At 59.9% G+C, this 22013-nt stretch carries 21 protein-coding genes; 17 read left to right on the plus strand and 4 right to left on the minus strand.

What is annotated here, in order from left to right; all coding sequences use genetic code 11:
• Together ACP0KA_RS16795 and ACP0KA_RS16800 are read left to right on the plus strand one after the other, a co-directional pair.
• Positions 1-1329, plus strand: a complete 1329-nt coding sequence (locus ACP0KA_RS16795) for an aspartate aminotransferase family protein (protein WP_424629869.1) — start codon at positions 1-3, stop codon at positions 1327-1329.
• 52 nt (positions 1330-1381) lie between these two features.
• Positions 1382-2809, plus strand: a complete 1428-nt coding sequence (locus ACP0KA_RS16800) for an amidase (protein WP_424629870.1) — start codon at positions 1382-1384, stop codon at positions 2807-2809.
• A gap of 52 nt (positions 2810-2861) precedes the next feature.
• On the opposite strand, the gene ACP0KA_RS16805 is transcribed toward ACP0KA_RS16800, so the two are convergent.
• Positions 2862-3344, minus strand: coding sequence for an N-acetyltransferase family protein (locus ACP0KA_RS16805; RefSeq protein ID WP_424629871.1), 483 nt, complete (start codon positions 3342-3344; stop codon positions 2862-2864).
• Positions 3345-3463: 119 nt separating this feature from the next.
• Between ACP0KA_RS16805 and ACP0KA_RS16810 the strand changes: the two genes are divergently transcribed.
• The 3 genes from ACP0KA_RS16810 to ACP0KA_RS16820 all read left to right on the plus strand — a co-directional run bounded on the left by ACP0KA_RS16810 (position 3464) and on the right by ACP0KA_RS16820 (position 7362).
• Positions 3464-4846 carry an aspartate aminotransferase family protein gene (locus ACP0KA_RS16810; protein WP_424629872.1) on the plus strand — a complete coding sequence of 461 codons (1383 nt, stop codon included), beginning with the start codon at positions 3464-3466 and terminating at the stop codon, positions 4844-4846.
• 64 nt (positions 4847-4910) lie between these two features.
• Positions 4911-6503 (plus strand): gamma-glutamyltransferase, encoded by a 1593-nt coding sequence (gene ggt, locus ACP0KA_RS16815; RefSeq protein ID WP_424629873.1) that lies wholly within the window; start codon positions 4911-4913, stop codon positions 6501-6503.
• Positions 6504-6579: 76 nt separating this feature from the next.
• Complete coding sequence (locus tag ACP0KA_RS16820; RefSeq protein ID WP_424629874.1) at positions 6580-7362, plus strand: GntR family transcriptional regulator; 783 nt, start codon at positions 6580-6582, stop codon at positions 7360-7362.
• Here ACP0KA_RS16820 and ACP0KA_RS16825 read toward each other — a convergent pair whose 3' ends face one another.
• The gene (locus tag ACP0KA_RS16825; RefSeq protein WP_424629875.1) at positions 7363-7824 is read right to left on the minus strand and encodes an Lrp/AsnC family transcriptional regulator; all 462 of its coding nucleotides are present in this window, start codon (positions 7822-7824) and stop codon (positions 7363-7365) included. It abuts the gene before it with no gap.
• A 130-nt stretch (positions 7825-7954) separates the two neighbouring features.
• Between ACP0KA_RS16825 and ald the strand changes: the two genes are divergently transcribed.
• The 6 genes from ald to gabD all read left to right on the plus strand — a co-directional run bounded on the left by ald (position 7955) and on the right by gabD (position 14458).
• Positions 7955-9070, plus strand: a complete 1116-nt coding sequence (gene ald, locus ACP0KA_RS16830; RefSeq protein WP_424629876.1) for an alanine dehydrogenase — start codon at positions 7955-7957, stop codon at positions 9068-9070.
• 323 nt (positions 9071-9393) lie between these two features.
• The gene (locus ACP0KA_RS16835) at positions 9394-10218 is read left to right on the plus strand and encodes an ABC transporter ATP-binding protein (RefSeq protein WP_424629877.1); all 825 of its coding nucleotides are present in this window, start codon (positions 9394-9396) and stop codon (positions 10216-10218) included.
• Positions 10218-11069 carry an ABC transporter permease gene (locus tag ACP0KA_RS16840; protein WP_424629878.1) on the plus strand — a complete coding sequence of 284 codons (852 nt, stop codon included), beginning with the start codon at positions 10218-10220 and terminating at the stop codon, positions 11067-11069. Before ACP0KA_RS16835 ends, ACP0KA_RS16840 begins: the two co-directional genes overlap by 1 nt.
• Before the next feature lie 35 nt (positions 11070-11104).
• Positions 11105-12151 carry an ABC transporter substrate-binding protein gene (locus ACP0KA_RS16845; RefSeq protein ID WP_424629879.1) on the plus strand — a complete coding sequence of 349 codons (1047 nt, stop codon included), beginning with the start codon at positions 11105-11107 and terminating at the stop codon, positions 12149-12151.
• A gap of 187 nt (positions 12152-12338) precedes the next feature.
• Positions 12339-12776: an acyl-CoA thioesterase gene (locus tag ACP0KA_RS16850; RefSeq protein WP_424629880.1), complete on the plus strand. Its 438-nt coding sequence runs from the start codon at positions 12339-12341 to the stop codon at positions 12774-12776.
• Positions 12777-12994: 218 nt separating this feature from the next.
• Positions 12995-14458 carry an NADP-dependent succinate-semialdehyde dehydrogenase gene (gabD, locus tag ACP0KA_RS16855; RefSeq protein ID WP_424629881.1) on the plus strand — a complete coding sequence of 488 codons (1464 nt, stop codon included), beginning with the start codon at positions 12995-12997 and terminating at the stop codon, positions 14456-14458.
• Between the two features lie 71 nt (positions 14459-14529).
• Here the strand turns inward: gabD and ACP0KA_RS16860 are convergent, their stop codons facing one another.
• Complete coding sequence (locus ACP0KA_RS16860; RefSeq protein WP_424629882.1) at positions 14530-15660, minus strand: M20 family metallopeptidase; 1131 nt, start codon at positions 15658-15660, stop codon at positions 14530-14532.
• 257 nt (positions 15661-15917) lie between these two features.
• On the opposite strand from ACP0KA_RS16860, the gene ACP0KA_RS16865 reads away from it, so the two are divergent.
• From ACP0KA_RS16865 to ACP0KA_RS16890, 6 genes are read left to right on the plus strand one after another with little or no spacing between them, the layout of a single operon-like run.
• Complete coding sequence (locus ACP0KA_RS16865; protein ID WP_424629883.1) at positions 15918-17147, plus strand: ABC transporter substrate-binding protein; 1230 nt, start codon at positions 15918-15920, stop codon at positions 17145-17147.
• 18 nt (positions 17148-17165) lie between these two features.
• Positions 17166-18065: a branched-chain amino acid ABC transporter permease gene (locus ACP0KA_RS16870; protein ID WP_424629884.1), complete on the plus strand. Its 900-nt coding sequence runs from the start codon at positions 17166-17168 to the stop codon at positions 18063-18065.
• Entirely contained in the window at positions 18065-19042 is a 978-nt protein-coding gene (locus tag ACP0KA_RS16875; RefSeq protein WP_424629885.1) for a branched-chain amino acid ABC transporter permease, read from the plus strand. Before ACP0KA_RS16870 ends, ACP0KA_RS16875 begins: the two co-directional genes overlap by 1 nt.
• Positions 19039-19758 carry an ABC transporter ATP-binding protein gene (locus ACP0KA_RS16880; RefSeq protein WP_424629886.1) on the plus strand — a complete coding sequence of 240 codons (720 nt, stop codon included), beginning with the start codon at positions 19039-19041 and terminating at the stop codon, positions 19756-19758. The genes ACP0KA_RS16875 and ACP0KA_RS16880 overlap by 4 nt, the downstream gene beginning before the upstream one ends.
• Positions 19755-20498 carry an ABC transporter ATP-binding protein gene (locus tag ACP0KA_RS16885; RefSeq protein WP_424629887.1) on the plus strand — a complete coding sequence of 248 codons (744 nt, stop codon included), beginning with the start codon at positions 19755-19757 and terminating at the stop codon, positions 20496-20498. The genes ACP0KA_RS16880 and ACP0KA_RS16885 overlap by 4 nt, the downstream gene beginning before the upstream one ends.
• A 59-nt stretch (positions 20499-20557) precedes the next feature.
• Positions 20558-21085 carry an ureidoglycolate lyase gene (locus ACP0KA_RS16890; protein WP_424629888.1) on the plus strand — a complete coding sequence of 176 codons (528 nt, stop codon included), beginning with the start codon at positions 20558-20560 and terminating at the stop codon, positions 21083-21085.
• A 24-nt stretch (positions 21086-21109) separates the two neighbouring features.
• On the opposite strand, the gene ACP0KA_RS16895 is transcribed toward ACP0KA_RS16890, so the two are convergent.
• Positions 21110-22012: a LysR substrate-binding domain-containing protein gene (locus ACP0KA_RS16895; RefSeq protein ID WP_424629889.1), complete on the minus strand. Its 903-nt coding sequence runs from the start codon at positions 22010-22012 to the stop codon at positions 21110-21112.
• Position 22013 lies beyond the last annotated feature (1 nt).

A 22013-nucleotide genomic window follows, 5' to 3' on the forward strand; every position in this document is an offset into this window, starting at 1 on the left:
ATGACGATGATCAATGCCTTCGATGCGTCGGCCGCAACCAACATGACCGAACAGGAGCGCGCCTTGATTGCGCGCCGCGAACGTCTGCTTGGGCCGGCTTATCGTTTGTTTTACGCCAACCCCGTGCATCTGGTGCGCGGAGAGGGCGTCTGGCTGTACGATCCTGACGGCAATGCCTATCTCGATGTGTACAACAATGTCGCCTGTGTCGGTCATTGCCATCCGCATGTCACGGCGGCGCTCAGCAAGCAGGCAGCGACCCTCAATACGCATACGCGCTATCTGACCGATGGCATTCTCGATTACGCCGAGCGGCTGCTGTCATCTTTCCCGAAGGAGCTGTCCAATGTGATGTTCGCCTGCACGGGCAGTGAGGCGAATGACCTCGCTTATCGTGCAGCGCGGACTTTCACCGGTGGAACGGGCGTGATCGTCACGCAGCTCGCTTATCACGGCGTCACCATCGCGATTTCGGAGATGTCTCCCTCGCTTGGCAGCAGTGTCACGCTGGGCTCTCACGTCCGCACCGTGCCGGCTCCGGATCTCTACCGCAGCGGCGGCAAGGATGTCGGCGAAACCTTCGCCGACAATGTGCGCAAGGCCATCGCGGATATGCAGGCCCATGGCATCAAGCCCGCGGCATTGCTGGTGGATTCGATTTTCGCCAGCGACGGTGTCTACTCCGATCCGGCAGGCTTCCTCGCGCCGGCTGTGGATGTGATCCGCGAAGCTGGAGGGGTGCTGATCGCCGATGAGGTGCAGCCCGGCTTCGGGCGGACCGGCGAGGGGATGTGGGGCTTTGCCCGCCATGGTCTGATCCCCGAGATCGTGACCATGGGCAAGCCCATGGGGAATGGCCACCCCATGTCAGCCATGGTCGCTCAGCCGCACATTCTGGACGTCTTCGGCAAGAGCACGCGTTACTTCAACACATTCGGCGGCAATCCGGTGTCCTGTGCAGCGGGCCTGGCGGTGCTTGAAGTGATCGAGCAGGAAGGGCTGATCGCGAACGCAAAGGATGTCGGCTCATACATGCGCGACGGCCTGCGCGCGCTGGCGCAGCGTCATGAACTGATCGGCGATGTGCGCGGAGCGGGGCTCTTCGTCGGCGTTGAGCTCGTCAGCGATCGCGCCACGCGCAAACCAGCGACAGCGGAAACGTCCCGCCTTGTGAACGGCCTGCGCGAGAAGCGCGTGCTGATCAGCGCCTGCGGCCCGGGCGCGAACGTTCTCAAAATCAGGCCGCCGCTCGTCTTTTCGCGTGCAAATGCCGATATTTTCCTGAACGCTATGGATGAGGTGCTGACGGATATTGCCCAAGGCAAATGACCGACGCATAGTACCAGCCGTCCAAAAAGGATGATCCAAAAAGGAGACAGGGATGACGTCTGGTGGCAATGAGCTGATCCGTGCAACGGCCTGCGCGATCGTTGATAAGTTGAACGCAGGCGATGTCACGCCGCTCGAACTGCTGGACGCGCTGGAAGCGCGCATTGCCGAGGTGGACGGCAAGGTCAATGCGTTACCGACCCTGTGCTTTGATCGGGCGCGTGCGAATGCCAAGGCCCTGATGGCGAAGCCGCGCGGCCAGCGCGGCCGTCTCGCGGGCCTTCCGGTGCCGATCAAGGATCTGACGGACGTGGCCGGGGTGCTGACCACCCAGGGCTCGCCGATCTTCAAGGATCGCGTCCCTGAACAATCCGGCACCGCTGTGCTGCAGCTGGAGTCGAGCGGTGGCACCGTCTATGCGAAGTCCAACACGCCGGAGTTCGGCGCCGGTGCCAACACCTTCAACGAAGTTTTCGGCCCGACGCTGAACCCGTGGGATCTGTCGAAATCCGCAGCCGGATCGTCCGGCGGCGCTGCCGCGGCGCTTGCCAGCGGCACGGCGTGGATCGCACACGGTTCGGATATGGGCGGCTCGCTGCGCAATCCGGCAAGCTTCTGCGGCGTCGTTGGCATGCGGCCGAGCATTGGCCGCGTTGCCGTGACGCCGGCGGCAGCGATCGCCCGGACGCTGAACGTCAACGGACCGATGGCGCGCAACGTCGAAGATCTGGCGCTGATGCTGGATGCCATGTGCGGCGAGCACATCGGCGATCCGGTGTCGTTGCCCGCGTTGCCGATTTCCTATCTCGATGCGGCGCGATCGGGCCGCAAGCCGAAGAAGGTTGCCTATTCGCCTGATTTCGGAATTACCCCCGTCGATCCGGAAGTCAAAGCGCTTACGCGCAAGGCCGCCGAGCGTTTCGCGGAAGCAGGCGTGATCGTCGAGGAAGCACATCCCGATATGAAGGAGGCGCACGAGTGCTTCCAGACCCTGCGTGCCTATGACTTCGCGATCAGCAAGGCTCAGCTGCTTCGCACCAAGCGGGATCAGCTCAAGCCGGAAGTGATCTGGAACATCGAGAAGGGATTGAAGCTCACGGTCGAGGATCTGGAGCGTGCCGAAGCCCAGCGCCTTGCGATGATGAACCGCGCGATCGAGTTCTTCAAAACGTACGATCTGCTGCTGGCGCCCGCCACCATCGTGCAGCCGTTCCCGATTGAGAATCGCTATGCCGCCGAATGCGACGGTGTGAAGTTCGACAACTACGTCCAGTGGCTGGCGATCGTGTATGCCATCACCTTGATCTGCAGCCCGGCAATGTCGATTCCCTGCGGATTTACAAAGTCCGGCCTGCCGGTCGGACTTCAGGTCATTGCCGCGCCGCGCGGCGAGGCGCAGCTTCTGGCCGGTGCGAAAGTGCTGGAAGACATTCTTGGGCTGCGCGGAACGACGCCGATCGATCCCCGGCCGGCGCGCTGAGGTCGTTCGTCGACTACGTTACGGCGGGTGCCAATGGCGCCCGCCGTTTTCGTCAGATATCGCGAGACCAGAGATAGAAATCCTGGCCGTGCCAATGGTTCTTGAGCTCGCAGAGTTGTTCGAACCCAAGTTCTTTGAGCAACGCGATCGAGCCGACATTGGCCGTTCGTGTGTCGCACCAGATTCGTGTTCCTCCGCGTTCAGGCCCGGAGGTGATCATATGCTGCAGGATCACGCGCCCGACACCGTGTCCACGATGGTCAGGATTCACGCCATACCAATGAATCCAGATGGGCCCTCGCTGGTCCTCGGTGATCGCGAACCCGGCAAGTGTGTCGTTCACAAACGCGAGAGAGATGGCGCGAGCGTCGTCCGCAATCCGCCGCTGAACTTCAGCTTGTGAAAATTTGCGGATTTCATCCGACCGGGCCGCCTGTGAATAGATCTCGAGCGGCTCGACCACGCGAGCAAACAGCGTCACGATGTCGGGAGCGTCTTTCGCAGTTGCGTACCGCACATCGATTGCAGAGTTCATGGGCCGCTCCTGATGTTGAGAAGCCTAAACCTGGATTTACATGGATGCAATATCGTATACAATATTGATCTCAATCCCCCGAGCTATGGGCTCATTCCAGGAATTCGCGGAGCAATATCATGGGTATACGTCCAAATTCGATCGAAGCGCGCGACGTTGCTCATGTTCTGCATCCCTATACGAATGCCATAGCTCACGAGAAGGAAGGTCCGCTCGTCATTTCGCACGGTGATGGCATCTACGTCGTCGACAATGATGGCAATCGCTACATTGAGGGGCTTGGCGGATTGTTCTGTGCGTCACTCGGTTTCAGCGAGAAGCGGCTGGTGGATGCCGCCATCCGGCAGATGCAGAAGCTGCCATTCTATCATTCATTCGGCGGCAAGTCGCATGAGACCGCGGTGGAATTGGCCGAGCGGCTGATCGCGCTCGCGCCTGTTCCGATGTCGAAAGTGTTCTTTGCAAACTCGGGATCGGAAGCGAACGACACAGCGATCAAGATCGTTTGGTACTACCACAACGCGATCGGAAAGCCCGCCAAGAAGAAGATCATTTCGCGCATGCGCGCCTATCACGGCGTGACGATTGCTGCAGCAAGTCTTACGGGACTGCCGAACAATCATCGCTCGTTCGATCTGCCGATCGACCGCATCCTGCACACGGATTGCCCGCATCACTATCGCTATGCCAATCCGGGCGAGACGGAAGAGGAGTTTGCGACGCGATGCGCAGAGTCGCTCGAGCAACTGATTCTGCGTGAAGGTCCAGACACGGTCGGCGCGTTCTTCGCCGAGCCGCTGATGGCTTCCGGCGGCTGTGTCGTGCCGCCGCCGACCTATTACGAAAAGATCCAGGCTGTCCTGCGCAAATACGACGTTTTGTTCATTGCCGATGAGGTGATCTGCGGTTTTGGGCGCACAGGCAACATGTTCGGTTGTGAAACCTTCGGCATCAAGCCGGACATGATCTCGATGGCGAAGCAGCTTTCGGCGGCGTATCAGCCGATCTCGGCGCTGATGATCAACGAGAAGCTCTACCGCGCCATCGCGTCGGAGAGCGGGACGATCGGGACCTTTGGTCACGGCTTTACCTATGGTGGACATCCCGTCGCAACAGCTGTGGCAGTCGAAACCCTGAAAATCTACGAGGAGCGCGACATCGTCGGCCACGTTCGCTCGATCGCGCCGGCCTTCCAGGCTGGGATGCGCGAGCTCGGTAATCATCCGCTGATCGGCGAAGCGCGCGGAACGGGCCTGATCGCTACCCTGGAAGTCGTTCGCGACAAGGGGACCAAGGAGCCGTTCGATCCCTCATTAGGTGTAGCGCTCTACGCCGGCAAGCGGGCGCAGGCGAACGGCGTGATCACGCGGGCGCTGGGAGACACCGTGAACCTTTGTCCGCCCCTGATTATTACCGCAGCGCAAATCGAAGACCTGCTAGGACGTATTAAGCTGTCACTTGACGAAACGCTGGCGTGGTTGAAAAACAGCGGTCTTAAGTAGCGAAGCGGCTTCGCCGGACAATCGCGAGTCGCCGATAAAAGACTTTTAGAAGGGTTGGATACGAATGCGGAATTTTGAGGCCCCGGGCCGGTCCCTGGCTGTTGCGCGAAACGGCATGGCCGCGACATCTCACCCGGCATCAACCCTTGTCGCGGTGGATATTCTGCGGGCAGGTGGCAATGCGATGGACGCCGCGATCGCGGCCTGTGCGGTTCAGTGCGTTGTCGAAGCAGGATCGACCGGCATCGGTGGTGATTGCTTCATGCTTTCGTCGCGCAACGGCTCGAGCGACATCGTGGCCTACAACGGCTCGGGCAAGACGCCGGCGGCAGCGACGCTCGACTGGTATCGCAACAAGGGCATCACGACGATTGACAGGCAGACGCCCCACGCTGTCACCGTGCCGGGCTCGGTGGAGGCGTGGTGCCGTCTCAACAAAGATCACGGCCGCATGCCGATGGCGGATATTCTGGCCCCCGCGGTGGAATTGGCGCGGGGCGGTTATCCTATCACGCCGCGGGTGTCATCCGACATCGCAAACCAGCTCGATCTTTTGAAGGCTGATCCGTCGTCGCGGCGTACCTTCCTGGCCGGTGATCAGGCGCCGCCGATCGGTCACATCCAATATCAGCGTGAACTCGCAGCAACGATGGAATTGATCGGCCGCGAGGGCCCGGATGCGTTCTATCGCGGCGATGTCGCCGATGACATGGTGAGCTATCTGCAGAGTATTGGCGGACTGCACACGAAGGAAGATTTCGCGGAAGCCAAAGGCGAATACGTCACGCCCATCAAGACGAATTTCCGCGGACGGACGGTTTACGAATGCCCTCCGAACGGCCAGGGCATCATCGCGCTGATGATCCTCAACATTCTGTCACGCTTCAAGGTGAAGCCTGATCCCCTCAATGTGGATAATCTCCATATCGAGGTCGAAGCGACGCGGCTTGCCTATGCGGCGCGTGACGCGTTCGTGGCCGACATGGCGAAGGCGCACGTCCCGGTTGATTATCTTCTGTCCGAAAAGCTCGCCGATGAGCTCGCCGCCAAGATTGACCTCTCCAAAGCGATCCAGCCGATGCCGGCTTTCGACGCCGCCGAACACAAGGACACGGTTTACATCTCCGTGGTGGACAAGGATCGAAACGTCGTCAGCTTCATCAACTCGCTGTTCCATCCGTACGGCACCGGACTCATGGCGCCGAAGTCGGGCGTGCTGTTCCACAACCGCGGCATCAGCTTCGTCGTGGAGGAGGGGCATCCGAACGCGGTCGGGCCACGCAAGCGCCCCATGCACACGATCATTCCGGGAATGGTTGTGGAAGGTGGCAAGGTCTGCATGTCGTTTGGTGTCATGGGCGGACATTATCAGTCCATGGGTCATGCTCATTTCCTGTCGAAGGTGTTCGACCACGGCCTCGATATCCAGAGCGCAATTGATCAGCCGCGGCTTTTTCCCTTGCCCGGAACGGTCAATGTGGAAGCGGAAAAGATTATCCGTGATGCGGTGGGACCCGAACTCACGAAGCGCGGCTTTCATGTCCAGCCGCCGCGATGGCCGATCGGCGGTGCGCAGGCGATCTGGATCGACTGGGACAACGGCACGCTATTCGGCGGCTCGGATCACCGCAAGGACGGCTGTGCGCTGGGGTTCTGATCCCGGCGTACAATTGTGCTTGCTGGGTTAAGCCGATAAGGATGATGGGCTTGAATTGGCAAGCCTGAGAACGTTGATGAGCAAAGCGGCGATCGTCAAAAAGCAGTCGCGTCAGTCGGTGCGGCATTCGACTTATGACCGTCTCAAGGAGATGATCCTGACGGGCCGGTTGCGCCCGTCGGAACGCTTGTCGGAAAGCCGCCTTGCTGAGCGTATCGGCGTCAGCCGCACGCCGTTACGCGAAGCCTTGATGAAGCTCGAGGAAGAGGGGCTCGTCATCGGGCAGCGGAACGTCGGCTACACCGTCGTCGACCTCAATGTTGAAGCCGTTTGCGATCTTCTTGTGGTGCGCGAAGCCCTCGACGCGTGCGCCGCTGAACTGGCCTGCAAGACGGCGACGGACGACGATCTCGATGTTATCCGCGAAATTGTCGCGCAGATGGCGGAGCTTCACAAAAGCAAGAAGACGACGCCGGCAGATGTCGCGCGCGATCTCGAACTTGGAATCAAAATCCATAAGGTGATCGCGGAATCGACGCGTAACATTGCGCTCATCAAGATGACCGAGCAGGTCTACCAGCAACTGCAGCTTGCGTTGTGGCTGGAAGTGCTGTGGGTCGATCTCGAAGACACCGGCCTCGACGAACACCGTGCTATTGCGGATGCGATTTATGCGCGCGACGGCGCCGCGGCGGCCAAGGCGGCGCGGCGCCATGTGCGCAGCTCGCTGCAGAACATGACCAAGGTGCAGGAGGTCTATCGCTATCGCCGGATGGGTATTGATGAGGACACCGCAAGCGCGGTGGTCGCGGCGCGACCTCGACGGGTACGGAACGGCGCGAAAGCAAAAGCGGTCTAATTAAACCGGGAGCGCAGGCCGGTCGATCACCTGGCGTAGTGCAAAGCTTGATTGAATACGAAATACGTGCGGCAGACGAGACAACTGGCTCTTGTGGATGTGTTCGTAGTCTTCGATGTCGCGCGCCGCGACGGTGACCAGATAGTCGTCCGGGCCTGACATCAGAAAACAACGCACCACGGATGGGCATCGTTCGATGGCCTGTTCGAAGCTGCGAAGCACGTCTTCGCTTTGGCTGTCGAGGGTGATGCGGACGATGACATGGACGCCGAGGCCGAGAGCCTTGTCGCCGAGGATGGCCTGATAGCCGGTGATCACGCCCTCCTGTTCGAGCGATTTTTGACGGCGGGCGCAGGCGGTGGGAGACAGGCCTATCTTCTGTGAAAGCTCTACGTGACTCGCGCGTCCGTCCTTCACCAGCTCCTTCAGGAGCGCGACGGAAAAACGATCTAGGTCACTCATGTTGGTTTCGATCTTGAATTTGCAGATCTGCGTCTGAATCGAGCGCATTTAATCTAGTGTTCATCGTTATAGCCCGAAAGGAGCGCGAACGTCGCGATAAAATTGCGCCATCGAACAGGAGATGTCTGCAATGCTGATCGGCGTTCCTAAAGAAATCAAAGTCCATGAATACCGCGTCGGCCTGACACCGGAGGCGGTCCGTGAATACACCGCTGCCGGTCACTCGGTGCTGGTGCAAAGCGGAGCGGGGGCCGGCATCGGCGCCTCTGATGCTGCCTATGAAACGGCCGGCGCATCGATCGCATCATCGGCCGCGGACGTGTTTGCGAAAGCGCAAATGATCGTCAAGGTGAAGGAGCCCCAGCCATCCGAATGGAAGCAGCTCCGCAAGGGCCAGATCCTTTTCACCTATCTTCACCTTGCGCCTGATCCCGATCAGGCACGCGGACTGGTTGAATCCGGCTGCACGGCGGTCGCCTATGAGACGGTGACCGACAAGGCCGGTGGCCTTCCGTTGCTGGCACCGATGAGTGAAGTGGCCGGGCGTCTCGCCATTGAGGCTGCAGGGCTGGCGCTGCAACGTCACGCCGGTGGCCGCGGCCTTTTGCTGGGCGGCGTTCCCGGTGTCTTGCCGGCGCGCGTGGCCGTGATCGGCGGTGGTGTCGTCGGCACACATGCGGCGCGAATGGCCGTGGGCCTTGGCACGGATGTCGTGGTGCTCGACAGGTCCCTGCCGCGTCTGCGTGAACTTGATGAGCTGTTTGAGGGCCGGGTCCGCACGCGGTTTTCGACTCTGCAGGCGATCGAGGACGAGGTCGTGGCCGCGGATGTTGTCATCGGCGCGGTGCTTGTGCCCGGTGCGAGCGCACCGCGGCTGGTCTCCCGCGCCATGCTGAGCCGGATGAAACGCGGTGCAGTTCTGGTGGATGTGGCCATCGACCAGGGTGGTTGCTTCGAGACATCGCACGCAACGACCCACGCGGAGCCGACCTATGAGATTGACGGCGTCATTCACTATTGCGTTGCGAATATGCCGGGTGCGGTTCCGCTGACGTCAAGCTATGCGCTCAACAACGCGACGTTGCCGTTCGGACTGGCGCTCGCGGCAGGTGGCATCGATGCAGTGATGTCTAATCCCCATCTGGCAGCCGGCCTGAACGTGCATCGCGGCGCCATCACCAACCAGGCCGTCGCGGAAAGCCTTGGTGTGTCGTTCGTGGCGCCTCACACGGCGCTCGCCGCCTAACGCTGAAAATATTTTTCGACGTCGGTATCCGTTGCTGCTTCTTTGATCATCGCATGCTGACGCTTTGCTCGTTGCCCGCAGGGTCTTTGGTCCTGCGGGCTTTTTTCTTGTTCCGTTGCCTCCAAGATGGTCACACAGACCGAAGCGGTTCACGCGCGAGGTCTCTATCTCGCTGATGCACAATGGCTTTCAGGGTTGACAGGCAACTGGCTACGATTTTGTATACAATCTAGGATTCAAATTGCAGCGCCGGTTGCTTGATGCCAATATGTCGGCATCAACCGCCACAAAAAATAAGGCGGAGCGAGGGAGTTGAGTTGCCGATGCCCACACAGGCTGCCGTAGCGGTCGATCGACCGTTTGCTCATCACAGCGCCGATGGTCAGGCCATTGTCGTCAACCAATTGTCGAAGCGCTTTCGCGTCGACGATGGTGTCGTCACGGCGCTCGACAAGGTCTCGCTCGATGTTCGCCAGGGCGAATTCGTTGCGATCGTCGGGCCGTCAGGTTGCGGAAAGTCCACGCTGCTGAAAATTCTCACCGGGCTCTTAACCCCGAGCGCTGGTGAAACGCGTATTGGTGGCATCGTCACCAAGGGGCCGCGCCGCGATATTGGCACGGTGTTTCAGGCGCCGCTGCTGTTTGCATGGCGCACAGTGCTTGAGAACGTCATGCTTCCCGCTGACGTGCAAAAGCTCGATCGTGAGCGCTCGGTGCAACGTGCGCATTCGCTTCTCGATCTTGTCGGGTTGACTGATTTCAAGCGCCGTTATCCCAATGAGTTGTCGGGCGGTATGCAGCAGCGCGTCTCCATCGCGCGCGCATTGCTGCATGATCCGGCGATCCTGTTGATGGACGAGCCGTTCGGCGCGCTCGATGCGATGACGCGCGAGCGCATGAACCTCGAGCTTCAGCGGCTCTGGCTCGAAAGCAACAAGAGCATTCTGTTTATCACGCACTCGATTCCGGAAGCTGTGTTCATGGCGAACCGCGTTGTGGTGATGACGCCGCGCCCGGGACGCGTTGCCGAAATCATGGATATCGACCTGCCTGCCGGGCGGGGTCTCGAGATCATGAACTCCCCCGAATTCGGCGCCTATGTCAGCCGCATCCGGGCCCATTTTGGTTCGAGCGGAGTGATCGACTGATGAACAGTGACAGCCCGATTCGTCCAACGTTTCTCAATCGCTCTATCAGCGTCGCGCTGTTCTTTATCCTTCTCGGACTCTGGGAATTTACGGTCCGGTACTTCAACGTTCCGGCCTTCGTGATCCCGAAGCCCTCGTCGGTTGTGATCGCGCTTTATAACGGCCTCTCCAGCGGTCTCTATCTCTGGCACATGGGAATTACACTCGCTGAGGTCCTCGCGGGTTTCGCCATCGGATCGAGCATCGGTTTTCTGCTCGGTGTCGGCATCGCCACCAACCGCTACGTCGAATATTTCGTTTATCCCTATGCGATCGTGCTGCAGTCGCTGCCCAAGGTCGCGCTTGCACCGCTCATCGTGCTCTGGTTTGGTCTCGGCATCACATCGAAAGTGATCGCGGCCGCCCTGATCTGCTTCTTCGCGGTGATGGTGAACACCGTCGCGGGCCTGCGGTCGGTCGATCAGGATCGCGTGGATCTCGTGCGCTCGCTCGATGGATCGAACTTCCAGGTATTCTGGATGCTGCGTCTGCCTGCCGCGTTGCCGTTCATCATGGCGGGGCTTGAAATCGCGCTGACCTTCGCCTTGATCGGCGCGGTGGTTGCGGAATTCATCGGCGCCGAAAACGGCCTCGGCATGCTCGTTCAGAGCATGAATTTCTCGATGGACGTCGCGGGCTCGTTCTCTGTTCTCGTCGTGCTTGCCGCGGTGGGCCTCGTGCTGAACCAACTCATCGCGCAGATCCGCAAACGATTGATCTACTGGGAGCGGCGACCGGACACGGCCGCGCCTGAGCCTGAAGACGCGGACGCCCACAACGTCGTCCAGACGCCATCCCGCGTGACATCCTAAAAAACAAACGCCTTATCATTCCAAAGGAGACGTTGATGCATTTTCGAACGATGTTGGCGCTTGCTGCCGGTATGGCCATCGCCGTTTCAACAAGTCCCGCCAGCGCGCAAAACAAGATCCGGCTTGGCTGGTGCTCGAACACATACAGTGTTGCGATTGCCCAGTTCGCCGTTGCCCAGAAGAAGGGCTGGTTCAAGGACAACAACATCGACTTCGATCTGTTCACGTTCGGCGGATCGAACGATTGCATGCGCAATCTGGCGACCGGCGAGCTCGATGTCGCGCTGGCGTCTCCCGAGCCGCTGGGAATCCTCTCGCTGCAAGGCGTGAAGGCGAAGGTGTTCTATTCTCTCTATCGCCGCAACATCTTCGGTCTGGCGGTCGCCGCGGACAGCAATTTCAAGACCTATGCCGACCTGAAGGGACAGTCGATCGGTGTCACCTCGATGGCGTCCGTCGGCGTGACCGTCGCCCGCGCTTTGGCAGCCAATGCGGGGCTCAATCCGCAAACCGATATCAGGGTCGTGGTGACGGGAGAGCCGGCCCAGACCGCAACGCTTATGCGCCGCGGTGACGTGAAGATCCTGAGCCAGTTTGATACTTATTACACTCAGGTTGAGCGTGCGGGTATCAAGCTGCGTCGGATTCAGGATCCGGAGATCAAGACCTTCCCCAGCAATGCCATGGTCGCGATGGACACCACCATCGAGAAACGCCGGACCGATCTCGTGAATTTCGCCCGCGCGCTTTCCATGGGAACGGCTTACTGCATTGCTCACCCGCGCGAGGCGATCAAGATCAGCTATGAGATGTATCCGCGTCTCAAGCCTTCGAGCGGCGATATTGAGGAGGCGATCACCAAAGACGAGGCGATCCTCAATGATCGCATCGAGTCATGGCGGCTCGACAACCCGAAGACGGACCAATGGGGCGCAGTCGATGTCAAGGCCTTCCAATCCTATTTCGACTGGCTTCAGAAAAACGAACTGCTGAAGGGCAAGGTTGATGCCGCTCAGGTGACCACGAATGACCTGATCGCGGACATCAATAAGTTCGACAGAAAGATCGTTGAAGCGAAATAGGCGGAAGTACTTGCTTCCTGGCGGGGCGTCTCGACTTGCCGACCTGCTTGGCGAAGGGCGTCCCGTCGATCGGGTCTCAGGAGCCGCGGGGCGGTTGCCCCCGCGAGCGCATGCAGATCTGCCCCTTCATCGACAATCAGAATAAAATTACTTACACCGATGCTCTGACACTTCATGGAGCATCGCTGTGACGGAACGTCCAAAGCCGGAGACCCGTGCGTCCTTTGCGCATTTCCAGATGATTACGACGCGCTGGATGGACAACGATGTCTTTCATCACATCAATAATGTGACTTACTATTCCTTCTTCGATACGGCGGTTTGCCAATACCTGATCGAGGCGGGATTTCTCGACATCTCAAAAAGCGAGGTGATTGGACTGGTGGTGGAAACCACCTGCCGGTACTTCCAATCGATTGCATTTCCGTCACGGATTTACGCCGGTCTGCGTGTGGCGCACCAGGGCAACAGCAGCATTCGATACGAGATCGGATTGTTCAAGGACGATGAAGATGTCGCATCTGCTCAGGGGCACTTCGTGCACGTTTATGTCAATCGCGCGACCAACAAGCCCGTTCCGCTGCCCGACGCACTCAAGGCTGCAATTGCGCCGTTGAAGATGTGAAAATTTGAATGTGCGTGAGAGGCCGAGGTCTCGTTGCGGGAAGCAGAGCTGCCATCGGTTTGAATGATGGCGGGAGGATTGCCGCGGCCGAATATCGGCATATACATTGTTGTGGTTGGTCCATTTGCGACCGAAAAATTTCACACACCGGCTCCGGGAAGATCATCCGTTTCTAGCTGCGGAAGCGCTTGCCGCTCCGGTCAACAGGGCTTCATAAGATGGCTGCAAAACTGACACTCAAGGATTCGACGTTGCTTCGGGACGCCTGCTACGTGGGCGGCGAATGGGTCGCGGCCGACGGCGGCGGTACCCTCAAGGTCGATAATCCGGCAACGGGTGAGATCGTCGGCTCGGTGCCGAATATGGGGGCCGCCGAGACCAAGCGGGCTATTGAACTCGCCAATGCGGCACTGCCGGCCTGGCGCGCCAAGACCGCGAAGGAACGCTCGGCCATTCTGCGCAAGTGGTTCGAGCTGATGATGGCCAATCAGGACGACCTGGCGGCGATCATGACCGCGGAGCAGGGCAAGCCGCTCACCGAGAGCAAGGGTGAGATCGCGTATGCCGGGAGCTTCTTCGAGTGGTTCGCCGAAGAGGGCAAGCGCATCTATGGCGACACCATTCCGCCGTTTACCGCCGACCGTCGCATCGTGGTGCTGAAGCAACCGATCGGCGTTTGCGCCGCCATCACGCCATGGAACTTCCCCTCCGCGATGATCACCCGCAAAGCGGGACCGGCATTGTCGGCCGGCTGCACCATGGTGGTGAAACCCGCGAGCCAGACGCCGCTGTCGGCGCTGGCGCTGGCGGTGCTGGCGGAACGCGCTGGTCTGCCGAAGGGCGTGTTCTCGGTGATCACCGGATCCGCGACCGCCATCGGCGGCGAGATGACGTCGAACCCGATCGTGCGCAAGCTGACGTTCACCGGCTCCACCGAGATCGGCAAGAAGCTGATGGAGCAGTCGGCCGCCACCGTGAAGCGGACCTCGATGGAGCTCGGCGGCAACGCGCCGTTCATCGTGTTCGATGATGCCGATATCGACGCGGCGGTAAAGGGCGCGATGGCGTCGAAGTACCGCAATGCCGGCCAGACCTGCGTCTGCGCCAATCGCCTGCTGGCGCAGGAAGGCATCTATGACAAGTTCGTCAAGGCGCTGTCGCAGGCGGTGAGCGAACTCAAGGTCGGCGACGGCTTCGAGTCCGGCGTCACCATCGGCCCGCTGATCAACATGGCGGCGGTGGAAAAGGTCGAAGAGCATATCGCGGATGCCACCGCCAAGGGCGCCAAGATCGCCATCGGCGGTAAGCGTCACGCGCTCGGCCACTCGTTCTACCAGCCGACCATATTGACCGACACCACGCCGGACATGCTGATCTTCCGCGAGGAAACATTCGGGCCGGTAGCACCCGTATTCAAGTTCAAGACCGAGGAGGAGGCCATCCGGTTGGCCAACGACACCGAGTTTGGGCTTGCAGCCTACTTCTACGGCCGCGACATCGGCCGGGTGTGGCGCGTGGCCGAGGCACTCGAATACGGCATGGTCGGCATCAACGAGGGCATCATCTCCACCGAGGTGGCGCCATTCGGCGGCGTAAAGGAGAGCGGCAACGGCCGCGAGGGCTCCAAGTACGGGATCGAGGATTACCTCGAGGTCAAGTACCTTTGCATGGGCGGGATTTGATCACTCGTTGTCGATGAAATCAGGATGATGCGCTCATGCGCATCATCCTCCCTTTCAGGTCCGGAACCGGTTCAATTCCCGCTGCTCCATTTCGCTGCAAGCTTTGCATAGATGTCGGTGGCCTCGCGAATGCGCTGGACCGAACAGTACTCGTCCGTCTGATGCGCCTTGGCGGCTTCGCCAGGTCCGAGAATGATGGTCGGAGGATTACCGAAAGCCGGCGTCAGCGCCGATGCATCGGTGAAGTAAGGAGCGGTTTTGGGCTCGTTACCATGGTCCTCGCCAGTGACGTCGCGAACGACCGCATAAACATCCTTGAACCACGTTGCCGACGGATCGGTCCAGACCGCGCCGACGTCAACGGTCGGCTCCAGCGTGATATCGTCGCCCAGTTCCGCTCTTAGATGCTCCTGAATGCGCGCATGGTCGAGTTCGGGAATGCTGCGAATATCGATTCCGATCTCGGTGCGATCGGGAACCGAGTTGACGTTCAGCCCACCGTGTATCGTGCCGACGTTGAGCGTCGGCGCGCCGAGAGAGGGATGCGGCGCCACGTTGAACTGAAATTTCTCGAGCACCAGCAAGGCGCGCGCGGCCTTGTAGGCAGCGTTGACGCCGAGATGCGGCATCGAACCGTGGGCGGTTACGCCCTTCAACGTCAGCTTGAGCCACAACGCGCCCTTGTGGCCAACGAGCGGTACATTCGATGTCGGCTCAGCAACGACGATCGCACCGGCGCGGCCGAGCTGGCCGCCGCGCGCCAGATGGAACGCGCCTTCGCATCCGATTTCCTCGCCAGCGGTGATGACGAGTACGGCGCCGCTGGTGTCGCGCAATTGCTCCGTCATGTTCCCGATCGCCGCAACGAAGGCGGCAACCGCGCATTTCATGTCGCTGGCGCCGCGGCCGTGCATCTTGCCATCCACGATCTCGGCGCCGAACGGGTCGACGCTCCACGGTGCGTTGCCAAGCGGGACAGTATCGACATGACCCGTGAAGCACAGCGGGGCTTTGCCGTTCGCACCACCGATCCGCGCAATGAGATTTGCGCGATCGGGAGCGAAGCTATGGATGGAGGTCTCCAGTCCCGCGCTGGCCAGAATCTTTTCCAGATGCGTGATGCAGGCCAGTTCGTTTCCAGGAGGATTGATGGTGTTGAAAGCGATCAGTTCACGGGAGAGTTCGACGGGATCAATGGGCATGAGACCTACAACGTTTGAGAATTTCACTCTGCGGTATTTCTATCTGCTAAACGCCGCTCGGGCCACTTGCACGGCAGCGCTGCAGATTTTTTGCTGTGCAACGTAAATTCCCGCGGATCTCGTTCGCCATGCGAGCGAGATTAATTATCAGACGATTATCCAATGGTTGGCTTGCCAAGGTGCATGCACTTTGCGAAAACGAGGTTCCAAGGCGCGGTCATAAAATAAAAAATGCGCCACCAACCGGGAGAAGACGAATGCCAATCGGATCGATCCGTACGGCCCTGCGGGCCGGTTTTATTGCATCAGCATCGATGTTGCTGATTTCCGCTGCACAGGCGGCTGACCCCATCAAGATCGGCGTCACCGTTACGCAGTCTCCGCCGGGATCGGTCGTTCAAGGCACACAGGTGAAGGACGGCCTCGAGGTCGCCGCCAAGATCATCAACGACGCCGGTGGGGTGAACGGTCGCCCGATCCAGTTGGTGGTCGAAGACACGCAGGGTCTGCCTGAGAAGGCACGCGCCGCGGTCGAGAAGCTCATCACGCGCGACAAGGTTGTCGCGGTCACTGGTGAACACCAGAGTTCGGCGGCGCTTGCCGGTATGGAAGTCGCCAAGCGGTATCATATTCCGTATGTCAACACGAACGGCTGGTCGGATGCGATCCGCGAGAAGGGTTACGCGGAAGTCTTCAATCCCGGCAACTACAACAATCGTGTCGGTGATGCTGTCGCAGCATCGATGAAGTCGCTCGGCGCCAAGCGTGTCGTCGCTTTCGCCGAGAACACCGACTACGGCATTGGCCTTGCGAAGGTGATTGGTGCCAAGCTCAAGGAGCAGGCGCCGCAGATCGACTACAAATTCGAGACGCTCGATCGCGCATCGAAGGACTTCCTGCCTGCCATTCTTCCGCTGCGCGCCAATCCGCCGGATGTCGTCATCGATATCATGCTGCCGCCCGCAGCTTACATCATGATGAATCAGGTTTACGAGCAGGGTATCGCGCCGTCAGCAAAGACGTATTTCTACGATGCCTCCGGCCTCGCCGATTATCCGGACTTCTGGCAAAACGTGAAGGAAGCCGGCAAGGGCCTGCTGGTGTTCGGGCTCTACCATCCGAAGATGAGCCAGCCGCCGCTGGGTAAGCAGGTGGGTGATGCCTACACCGCGAAGACCAAGCACGAGCCGAACCGGCTGCTGTTCCAGGCTGCTGACTCGCTCTTTGTGATCGCCGATGCCATCAAGCGCGCGAACTCAACCGATGCTGATGCCATGATCAAGGCGCTGGAAGATACCAAGCTGGTCGGCACCCGTGGTGAAATCACCTTCTCGAAAGAAGGTGGTTACAAGAACCACCAGTGGCTGCAGGTTCCTTACGTCACGTTCCAGATGACGGAGATCAACCAGAAGGTCGGCGACTCGGTGCTGGTTGAAGAGCCGGGTAAACCGCTCGATCCGTCGAAGCTCTGGAAGCCAACCAAGTAACGATAGCTGGCATTTACGATGACTGGAGCGCTTGCCGTTGACCTCGCGGTCAACGGCCTCATCACAGGTCTGTTCTATGCGCTGATGGCGATCGGTCTGTCGCTCATCTTCGGCATTCTGCGCATTGTGAATTTCGCCCACGGCGAATTCTACATGGTGGGTGCGTACGCCTACACGATTGTGGCGCTGGCATTGGGTGTGCCGGTCTGGATGTCGCTGCCGATCGCCTTTGTGGTCGGTGCCGCGTTCGGCTGGCTGACCGAGCGGCTGCTGATGCGTCCGCTTTATGCGGGATATGCATCGTGGGGACTGATGCGTGACGAATACGCCGTCATCGTCACGTTCGGCCTGTCGTTGTTCCTGATTAACCTCGTCGACAAGGTGATTGGTCCTTATGCCATGCGCGGCCCGACGCTCGTGGACGTCAGCCGCGTCACAATCGGCCCAATCCTGATCAGCGGTCACCGGCTTGCGGCTGCGGGCATCGCGATCGTTGTGATTGGAATTACGGCGGCGCTGATCAAATGGTCGTTCTGGGGCAAGCAGATCCGCGCGGTGGCGCAAAACCGCCTCGGGGCATCGCTGGCCGGCATCGATACCGCGCGGGCCAGCAGCATCGTCTTCATGCTGTCGGGCGGATTGGCCGCGTTTGCAGGCGCATTGCTGTCACCGGTGATCAACGCGTCACCGGATGTCGGCGCGTTCCCGGCGATCAAGTCCTACATCATCGTGGTGCTCGGCGGCATGGGCTCCGTGCCCGGCAGCATCATCGCCAGCCTTCTGCTCGGCGTGATTGAAAGTTTTGGCGCCGTGTATTTGTCCTACGACTACCGCGACGCATTCGGTCTTGGACTGCTCATGCTGTTCCTCCTGTTTCGTCCGCAAGGCCTGTTCGGCGAGAAGGGGAGGGAGGTCTAATGTCAAACGAAGCCTCCGTCCCCAACAAGCCCTCATCGTCGAAGCTCTCCAACGCGAAAACGGAGACAGAATTTCGCGTCGCCCTGGTCGTGCTGGCTGTGGTGGCGCTCATCCCGGCCGTCGTCACCAACGCCTACTGGCTCGGCGTCCTCATCGTGTCGATGTACTTCGCGATCCTCGCTGGCGCATGGAATCTGCTGGCGGGCTACACCGGCCAGTTCTCGCTCGCACCGGCGACCTTCGGGATGATCGGCGCTTACGCGACCGGCCTTCTGGCCGCTAATTTTGGCGTGCCGCCGCTATTTGGCATCATCGCCGCCATTCTGATTGCGGGCGTGATTGGACTTGTCCTGGGCCGCATCGTGCTGCGTCTCAAGGGACCTTACCTCGCCCTCACAACGCTGAGCTTTGCAGAAATCCTGCGGCTGATCGCATCGAATTCCATCAACGTCACGCGCGGTGATCTGGGCTTAAGCGTTCCCGCGCTCTTCAATAGCCGCCTCGGCTGGTACTATCTCTTTCTTGCTGTACTCGCGGCGCTCTTGGTCGGGCTCTATGCACTGCTGCGCTCCAAAGCCGGTCTCTTCTTGCAGGCCATCCGCGACGATGAGGTTGCGGCTGCGCGCAGCGGCGTCGACGTGGTGTTCTGGAAAACGGCAGCGTTCGCGATCTCAGCGGCAGCCTCCGGTTTCGCCGGTGCACTCTATGCGCACTTCGCGGAGCTGGTGACGCCGGAACTGGGGCTGATCGGGCAGACCGGATTGATCGTCAGCATGACGGTGATCGGCGGCATTGGAACGCTGGTCGGTCCAGTTGTCGGTGCGTTCCTTGTCTATGTGCTGTCCGAGTGGCTGCGCGATATCGGCGGGTATCAGCTCGTGGTCTTTGCGGCTCTGGTCGTCATCTTCGCGCGCTTCTTCCGCGACGGTCTGTGGGGAATTGCAAAGCTCGCGGTGCAGCGCTGGAGGTCAGCATGAGCCTGCTGTCAATTCGCGGCGTTGAGAAGCGCTACGGCGGCCTGATCGCCGTCAACAATGTCAGCTTCGAAGTCGAGGCCGGCGAACTGGTGGGCCTGATCGGTCCCAACGGATCGGGCAAGACGACGCTCTTGAATATCTTGAGCGGTCACGCTGTGCCCAATTCAGGCGACATCCTGCTCGATGGGCAAAGCTGCATCGGGCTGAAGCCGGAGCAGCTGGCGCACCGCGGCGTGATGCGCATGTTCCAGCTCACGCGTGTGTTCCGCCGCATGAATGTGGTCGACAATTTGCTGGTGGCCGGTCGCGCCCAGGGTCTGGATTCTGCGACTGCGACGGCACGTGCCAACGAGTTGATCGAGGAACTGCGCCTCGGCGTGGTTCGCGATCTCGATGCGGGACAATTGTCCGGTGGCCAGATGAAGCTGCTCGAATTCGGTGTGTGCTTCATGGTGCCGCCGAAGGTGGCGCTGCTCGACGAGCCATTCGCGGCCGTGCATCCGATCATGAAGGAGATCATGAGCACGTTCATCCGCTCGCGGCATGCCAGCGGGCAGACCTTCATTCTGGTGAGCCACGACATGCCGGTGGTGGTCGAGCTGTGTCCGCGCTCGGTGTGCATGAATGCCGGAGCGGTGATTGCCGATGCATCGACCCGCCACGTGCTCAGCGATGCCCACGTCATCGAAGCCTATCTCGGAGGGCATGCGGCGTGAGCAGCGTTCTCGTTCTTGACAACGTCACGGCCGGTTATGTCGGCGATATCGATGTGTTGCGGTCGCTGAGCCTCAATGTCGAAGCAGGCTCCATCACGGGTCTGATCGGCCTGAACGGTGCCGGAAAATCCACCGTGATGAAGGCGATCTGCGGATTTCTGGCGCCAAAGTCCGGCCATGTGGTTTACGATGGCAACGACATCACCGGTCTCGCGCCTCATCATCTGTCCGCGCGCGGCATCTGGTACATCCCGCAGGAATCCAGCCTCTTTCCCTTCATGACGGTCACCGAGAATCTGCGGCTGCCGATGGAAGGTCTTGGACGAGCGACAGGGAGCCCGAACCGCGCGGAAATCGATCGGCGCTTCGAGGAAATGCTCACCAAGTTTCCGGGCCTTAGGCCGAAGCTCAAAGCGCAGGCGGGCGATCTGTCCGGCGGCCAGCAAAAGATGGTCGAGTTTGCCAAGGCCTGGTTGATGCGGCCGCGTCTTTGCCTGATCGATGAGCCGTCGATCGGTCTGTCACCGAAAATTGTCGAAGAAGTCTTCGAATGGATCCGCCTGTTCGCGTCCGAGCAGATGGCGATCCTGCTGGTGGATCATAACGTGCGCCGCGTGATTGCCATGTCCCAGCGGATCTACGTGCTGAGCCTCGGCGAGATCACGGCGTCCGGTGCACCGGAAGACTTCCAGGGCAACCTCCACGAGCAGGTGAAATCCTGGCTTGGAATTAATTTCTAGCAGCGCACTTGCTGTTCGCTATAGGCTCCGGTGGCCATCCGCCGGAGCCGCTTGCATCGATGTCTATGTCGCCTTCTGTCACTTCCCGCATCATCCGTGCTGAGCCACTTACCGCGGCCGGCTTTGCTGCATTTGGCACCGTGCTGGAAGCGGGAGATCAGGCCGGCAGATTGGTCAATCAGGGACGAGCGCGGCGTCTCGAAGGTGTTCGAGCGTTTTCGCACGAGCAGGGCACCGCGCCAGTCGTCGATCTGTACCAGGTCGATCGCTCCGAACTTCCGTTCAAGGTCAATTGCTTTGAACGCCATCCGTTGTCGGACCAGCTTTTCACACCAATGGATTGCGCGCGTTATCTCGTGATCGTGGCGCCTGATGATGCTAACGGCCAGCCCGATCTGTCCCATGTGTCAGCATTCGTGGCAGAGTCGACGCAAGGTATTTGCTATCGCATAGGGACGTGGCATGCCCCGATGATCGCGCTCGATGCTCCGGCCCTGATGACTATGCTGATGTGGGAAACAAAAGACAGCCGGGACTGCGAGGAGTTCTGGCTTGACCCAGGTGCGGATCTGTTTGTCGAGGCGTAAGCGGCGAGAGCGCAGCTTGCTTTTTCAAGCCATCCACTTGTGATGTTCAGCAAATCGGTCAGCCAGCAAGTCGATGAAGATGCGCACCTTGCTCGACAGGTGGCTGCGGTGTGGATAGATCGCATTGATGGCGAATTCGGTCGGCCGATGATCCGGCAGCAGCCGAACGAGGCTGCCGTCGGCGAGTTCATCGGCGACAAGGAAGCTCGGCGCGAGAAACAATCCGTGTCCCTTCAGCGTCAGAAAGCGTAACAGCTCGCCATTGGTTGAGGTCACATTGCCGGTGATGCGCACCGTGACCATCTGCTTGTCCGGTCCTTCGAAGCGCCATTCGTCCCCATAAGGATGAAACGTGTATTGTAGGCAATTGTGGTGAGCGAGGTCAGACGGATGCTTGGGCTCTGGATGGCTCTCAAGATATGCAGGCGTGCAGCACAGGAGGAGACGCCACGGCGAGAGCTTGCGGATGATCAGACTGGAATCTGGTGGCGCGATCGTACGGATCGCGAGGTCATATCCCTCCTCGATCATGTCGATCATCCGTTCACCGGTGGCGAGATCAATCGAGACGCCGGGATAGAGCGAGAGATATTCATCGAAGACTGGCGACAGGAAACGCACGATGTGAGTATTGGTATGCACGCGCAGCGTGCCGCGCGGGGTCGAGTGCAGGGCATTGGCAATCCGATCCGCCTCGTCGAGGTCCATGAGGATCTGACGCGACCGCTCGTAATACGCCTTGCCGATTTCCGTCAGGCTCACCTTGCGTGTTGTCCGGTTCAGGAGCCGCGCGCCGAGTCGGTCTTCCAGTGACTGAATGTGGTTGCTGACCATGGTGACCGACATGTTCAGTCTCCGGGCAGCGGCGGAAAATCCACCATTTTCAACGACTTGTCCGAATACCGTCAAACTTGTCAGTCGGTCCATC

This window comes from Bradyrhizobium sp. SYSU BS000235, from assembly GCF_049747295.1.
In the GTDB taxonomy this organism is placed as follows: domain Bacteria; phylum Pseudomonadota; class Alphaproteobacteria; order Rhizobiales; family Xanthobacteraceae; genus Afipia.

What these genes read in the sequence shown, in the direction of transcription:
- ACP0KA_RS16795 (WP_424629869.1), top strand. Translation starts at nt 1, where the DNA reads ATGACGATGATCAATGCCTTCGATGCGTCGGCCGCAACCAACATGACC.
- ACP0KA_RS16800 (WP_424629870.1), top strand. Translation starts at nt 1,382, where the DNA reads ATGACGTCTGGTGGCAATGAGCTGATCCGTGCAACGGCCTGCGCGATC.
- ACP0KA_RS16805 (WP_424629871.1), bottom strand. Translation starts at nt 3,344, where the DNA reads ATGAACTCTGCAATCGATGTGCGGTACGCAACTGCGAAAGACGCTCCC.
- ACP0KA_RS16810 (WP_424629872.1), top strand. Translation starts at nt 3,464, where the DNA reads ATGGGTATACGTCCAAATTCGATCGAAGCGCGCGACGTTGCTCATGTT.
- ggt (WP_424629873.1), top strand. Translation starts at nt 4,911, where the DNA reads ATGCGGAATTTTGAGGCCCCGGGCCGGTCCCTGGCTGTTGCGCGAAAC.
- ACP0KA_RS16820 (WP_424629874.1), top strand. Translation starts at nt 6,580, where the DNA reads ATGAGCAAAGCGGCGATCGTCAAAAAGCAGTCGCGTCAGTCGGTGCGG.
- ACP0KA_RS16825 (WP_424629875.1), bottom strand. Translation starts at nt 7,824, where the DNA reads ATGAGTGACCTAGATCGTTTTTCCGTCGCGCTCCTGAAGGAGCTGGTG.
- ald (WP_424629876.1), top strand. Translation starts at nt 7,955, where the DNA reads ATGCTGATCGGCGTTCCTAAAGAAATCAAAGTCCATGAATACCGCGTC.
- ACP0KA_RS16835 (WP_424629877.1), top strand. Translation starts at nt 9,394, where the DNA reads ATGCCCACACAGGCTGCCGTAGCGGTCGATCGACCGTTTGCTCATCAC.
- ACP0KA_RS16840 (WP_424629878.1), top strand. Translation starts at nt 10,218, where the DNA reads ATGAACAGTGACAGCCCGATTCGTCCAACGTTTCTCAATCGCTCTATC.
- ACP0KA_RS16845 (WP_424629879.1), top strand. Translation starts at nt 11,105, where the DNA reads ATGCATTTTCGAACGATGTTGGCGCTTGCTGCCGGTATGGCCATCGCC.
- gabD (WP_424629881.1), top strand. Translation starts at nt 12,995, where the DNA reads ATGGCTGCAAAACTGACACTCAAGGATTCGACGTTGCTTCGGGACGCC.
- ACP0KA_RS16860 (WP_424629882.1), bottom strand. Translation starts at nt 15,660, where the DNA reads ATGCCCATTGATCCCGTCGAACTCTCCCGTGAACTGATCGCTTTCAAC.
- ACP0KA_RS16865 (WP_424629883.1), top strand. Translation starts at nt 15,918, where the DNA reads ATGCCAATCGGATCGATCCGTACGGCCCTGCGGGCCGGTTTTATTGCA.
- ACP0KA_RS16870 (WP_424629884.1), top strand. Translation starts at nt 17,166, where the DNA reads ATGACTGGAGCGCTTGCCGTTGACCTCGCGGTCAACGGCCTCATCACA.
- ACP0KA_RS16875 (WP_424629885.1), top strand. Translation starts at nt 18,065, where the DNA reads ATGTCAAACGAAGCCTCCGTCCCCAACAAGCCCTCATCGTCGAAGCTC.
- ACP0KA_RS16880 (WP_424629886.1), top strand. Translation starts at nt 19,039, where the DNA reads ATGAGCCTGCTGTCAATTCGCGGCGTTGAGAAGCGCTACGGCGGCCTG.
- ACP0KA_RS16890 (WP_424629888.1), top strand. Translation starts at nt 20,558, where the DNA reads ATGTCTATGTCGCCTTCTGTCACTTCCCGCATCATCCGTGCTGAGCCA.
- ACP0KA_RS16895 (WP_424629889.1), bottom strand. Translation starts at nt 22,012, where the DNA reads ATGGACCGACTGACAAGTTTGACGGTATTCGGACAAGTCGTTGAAAAT.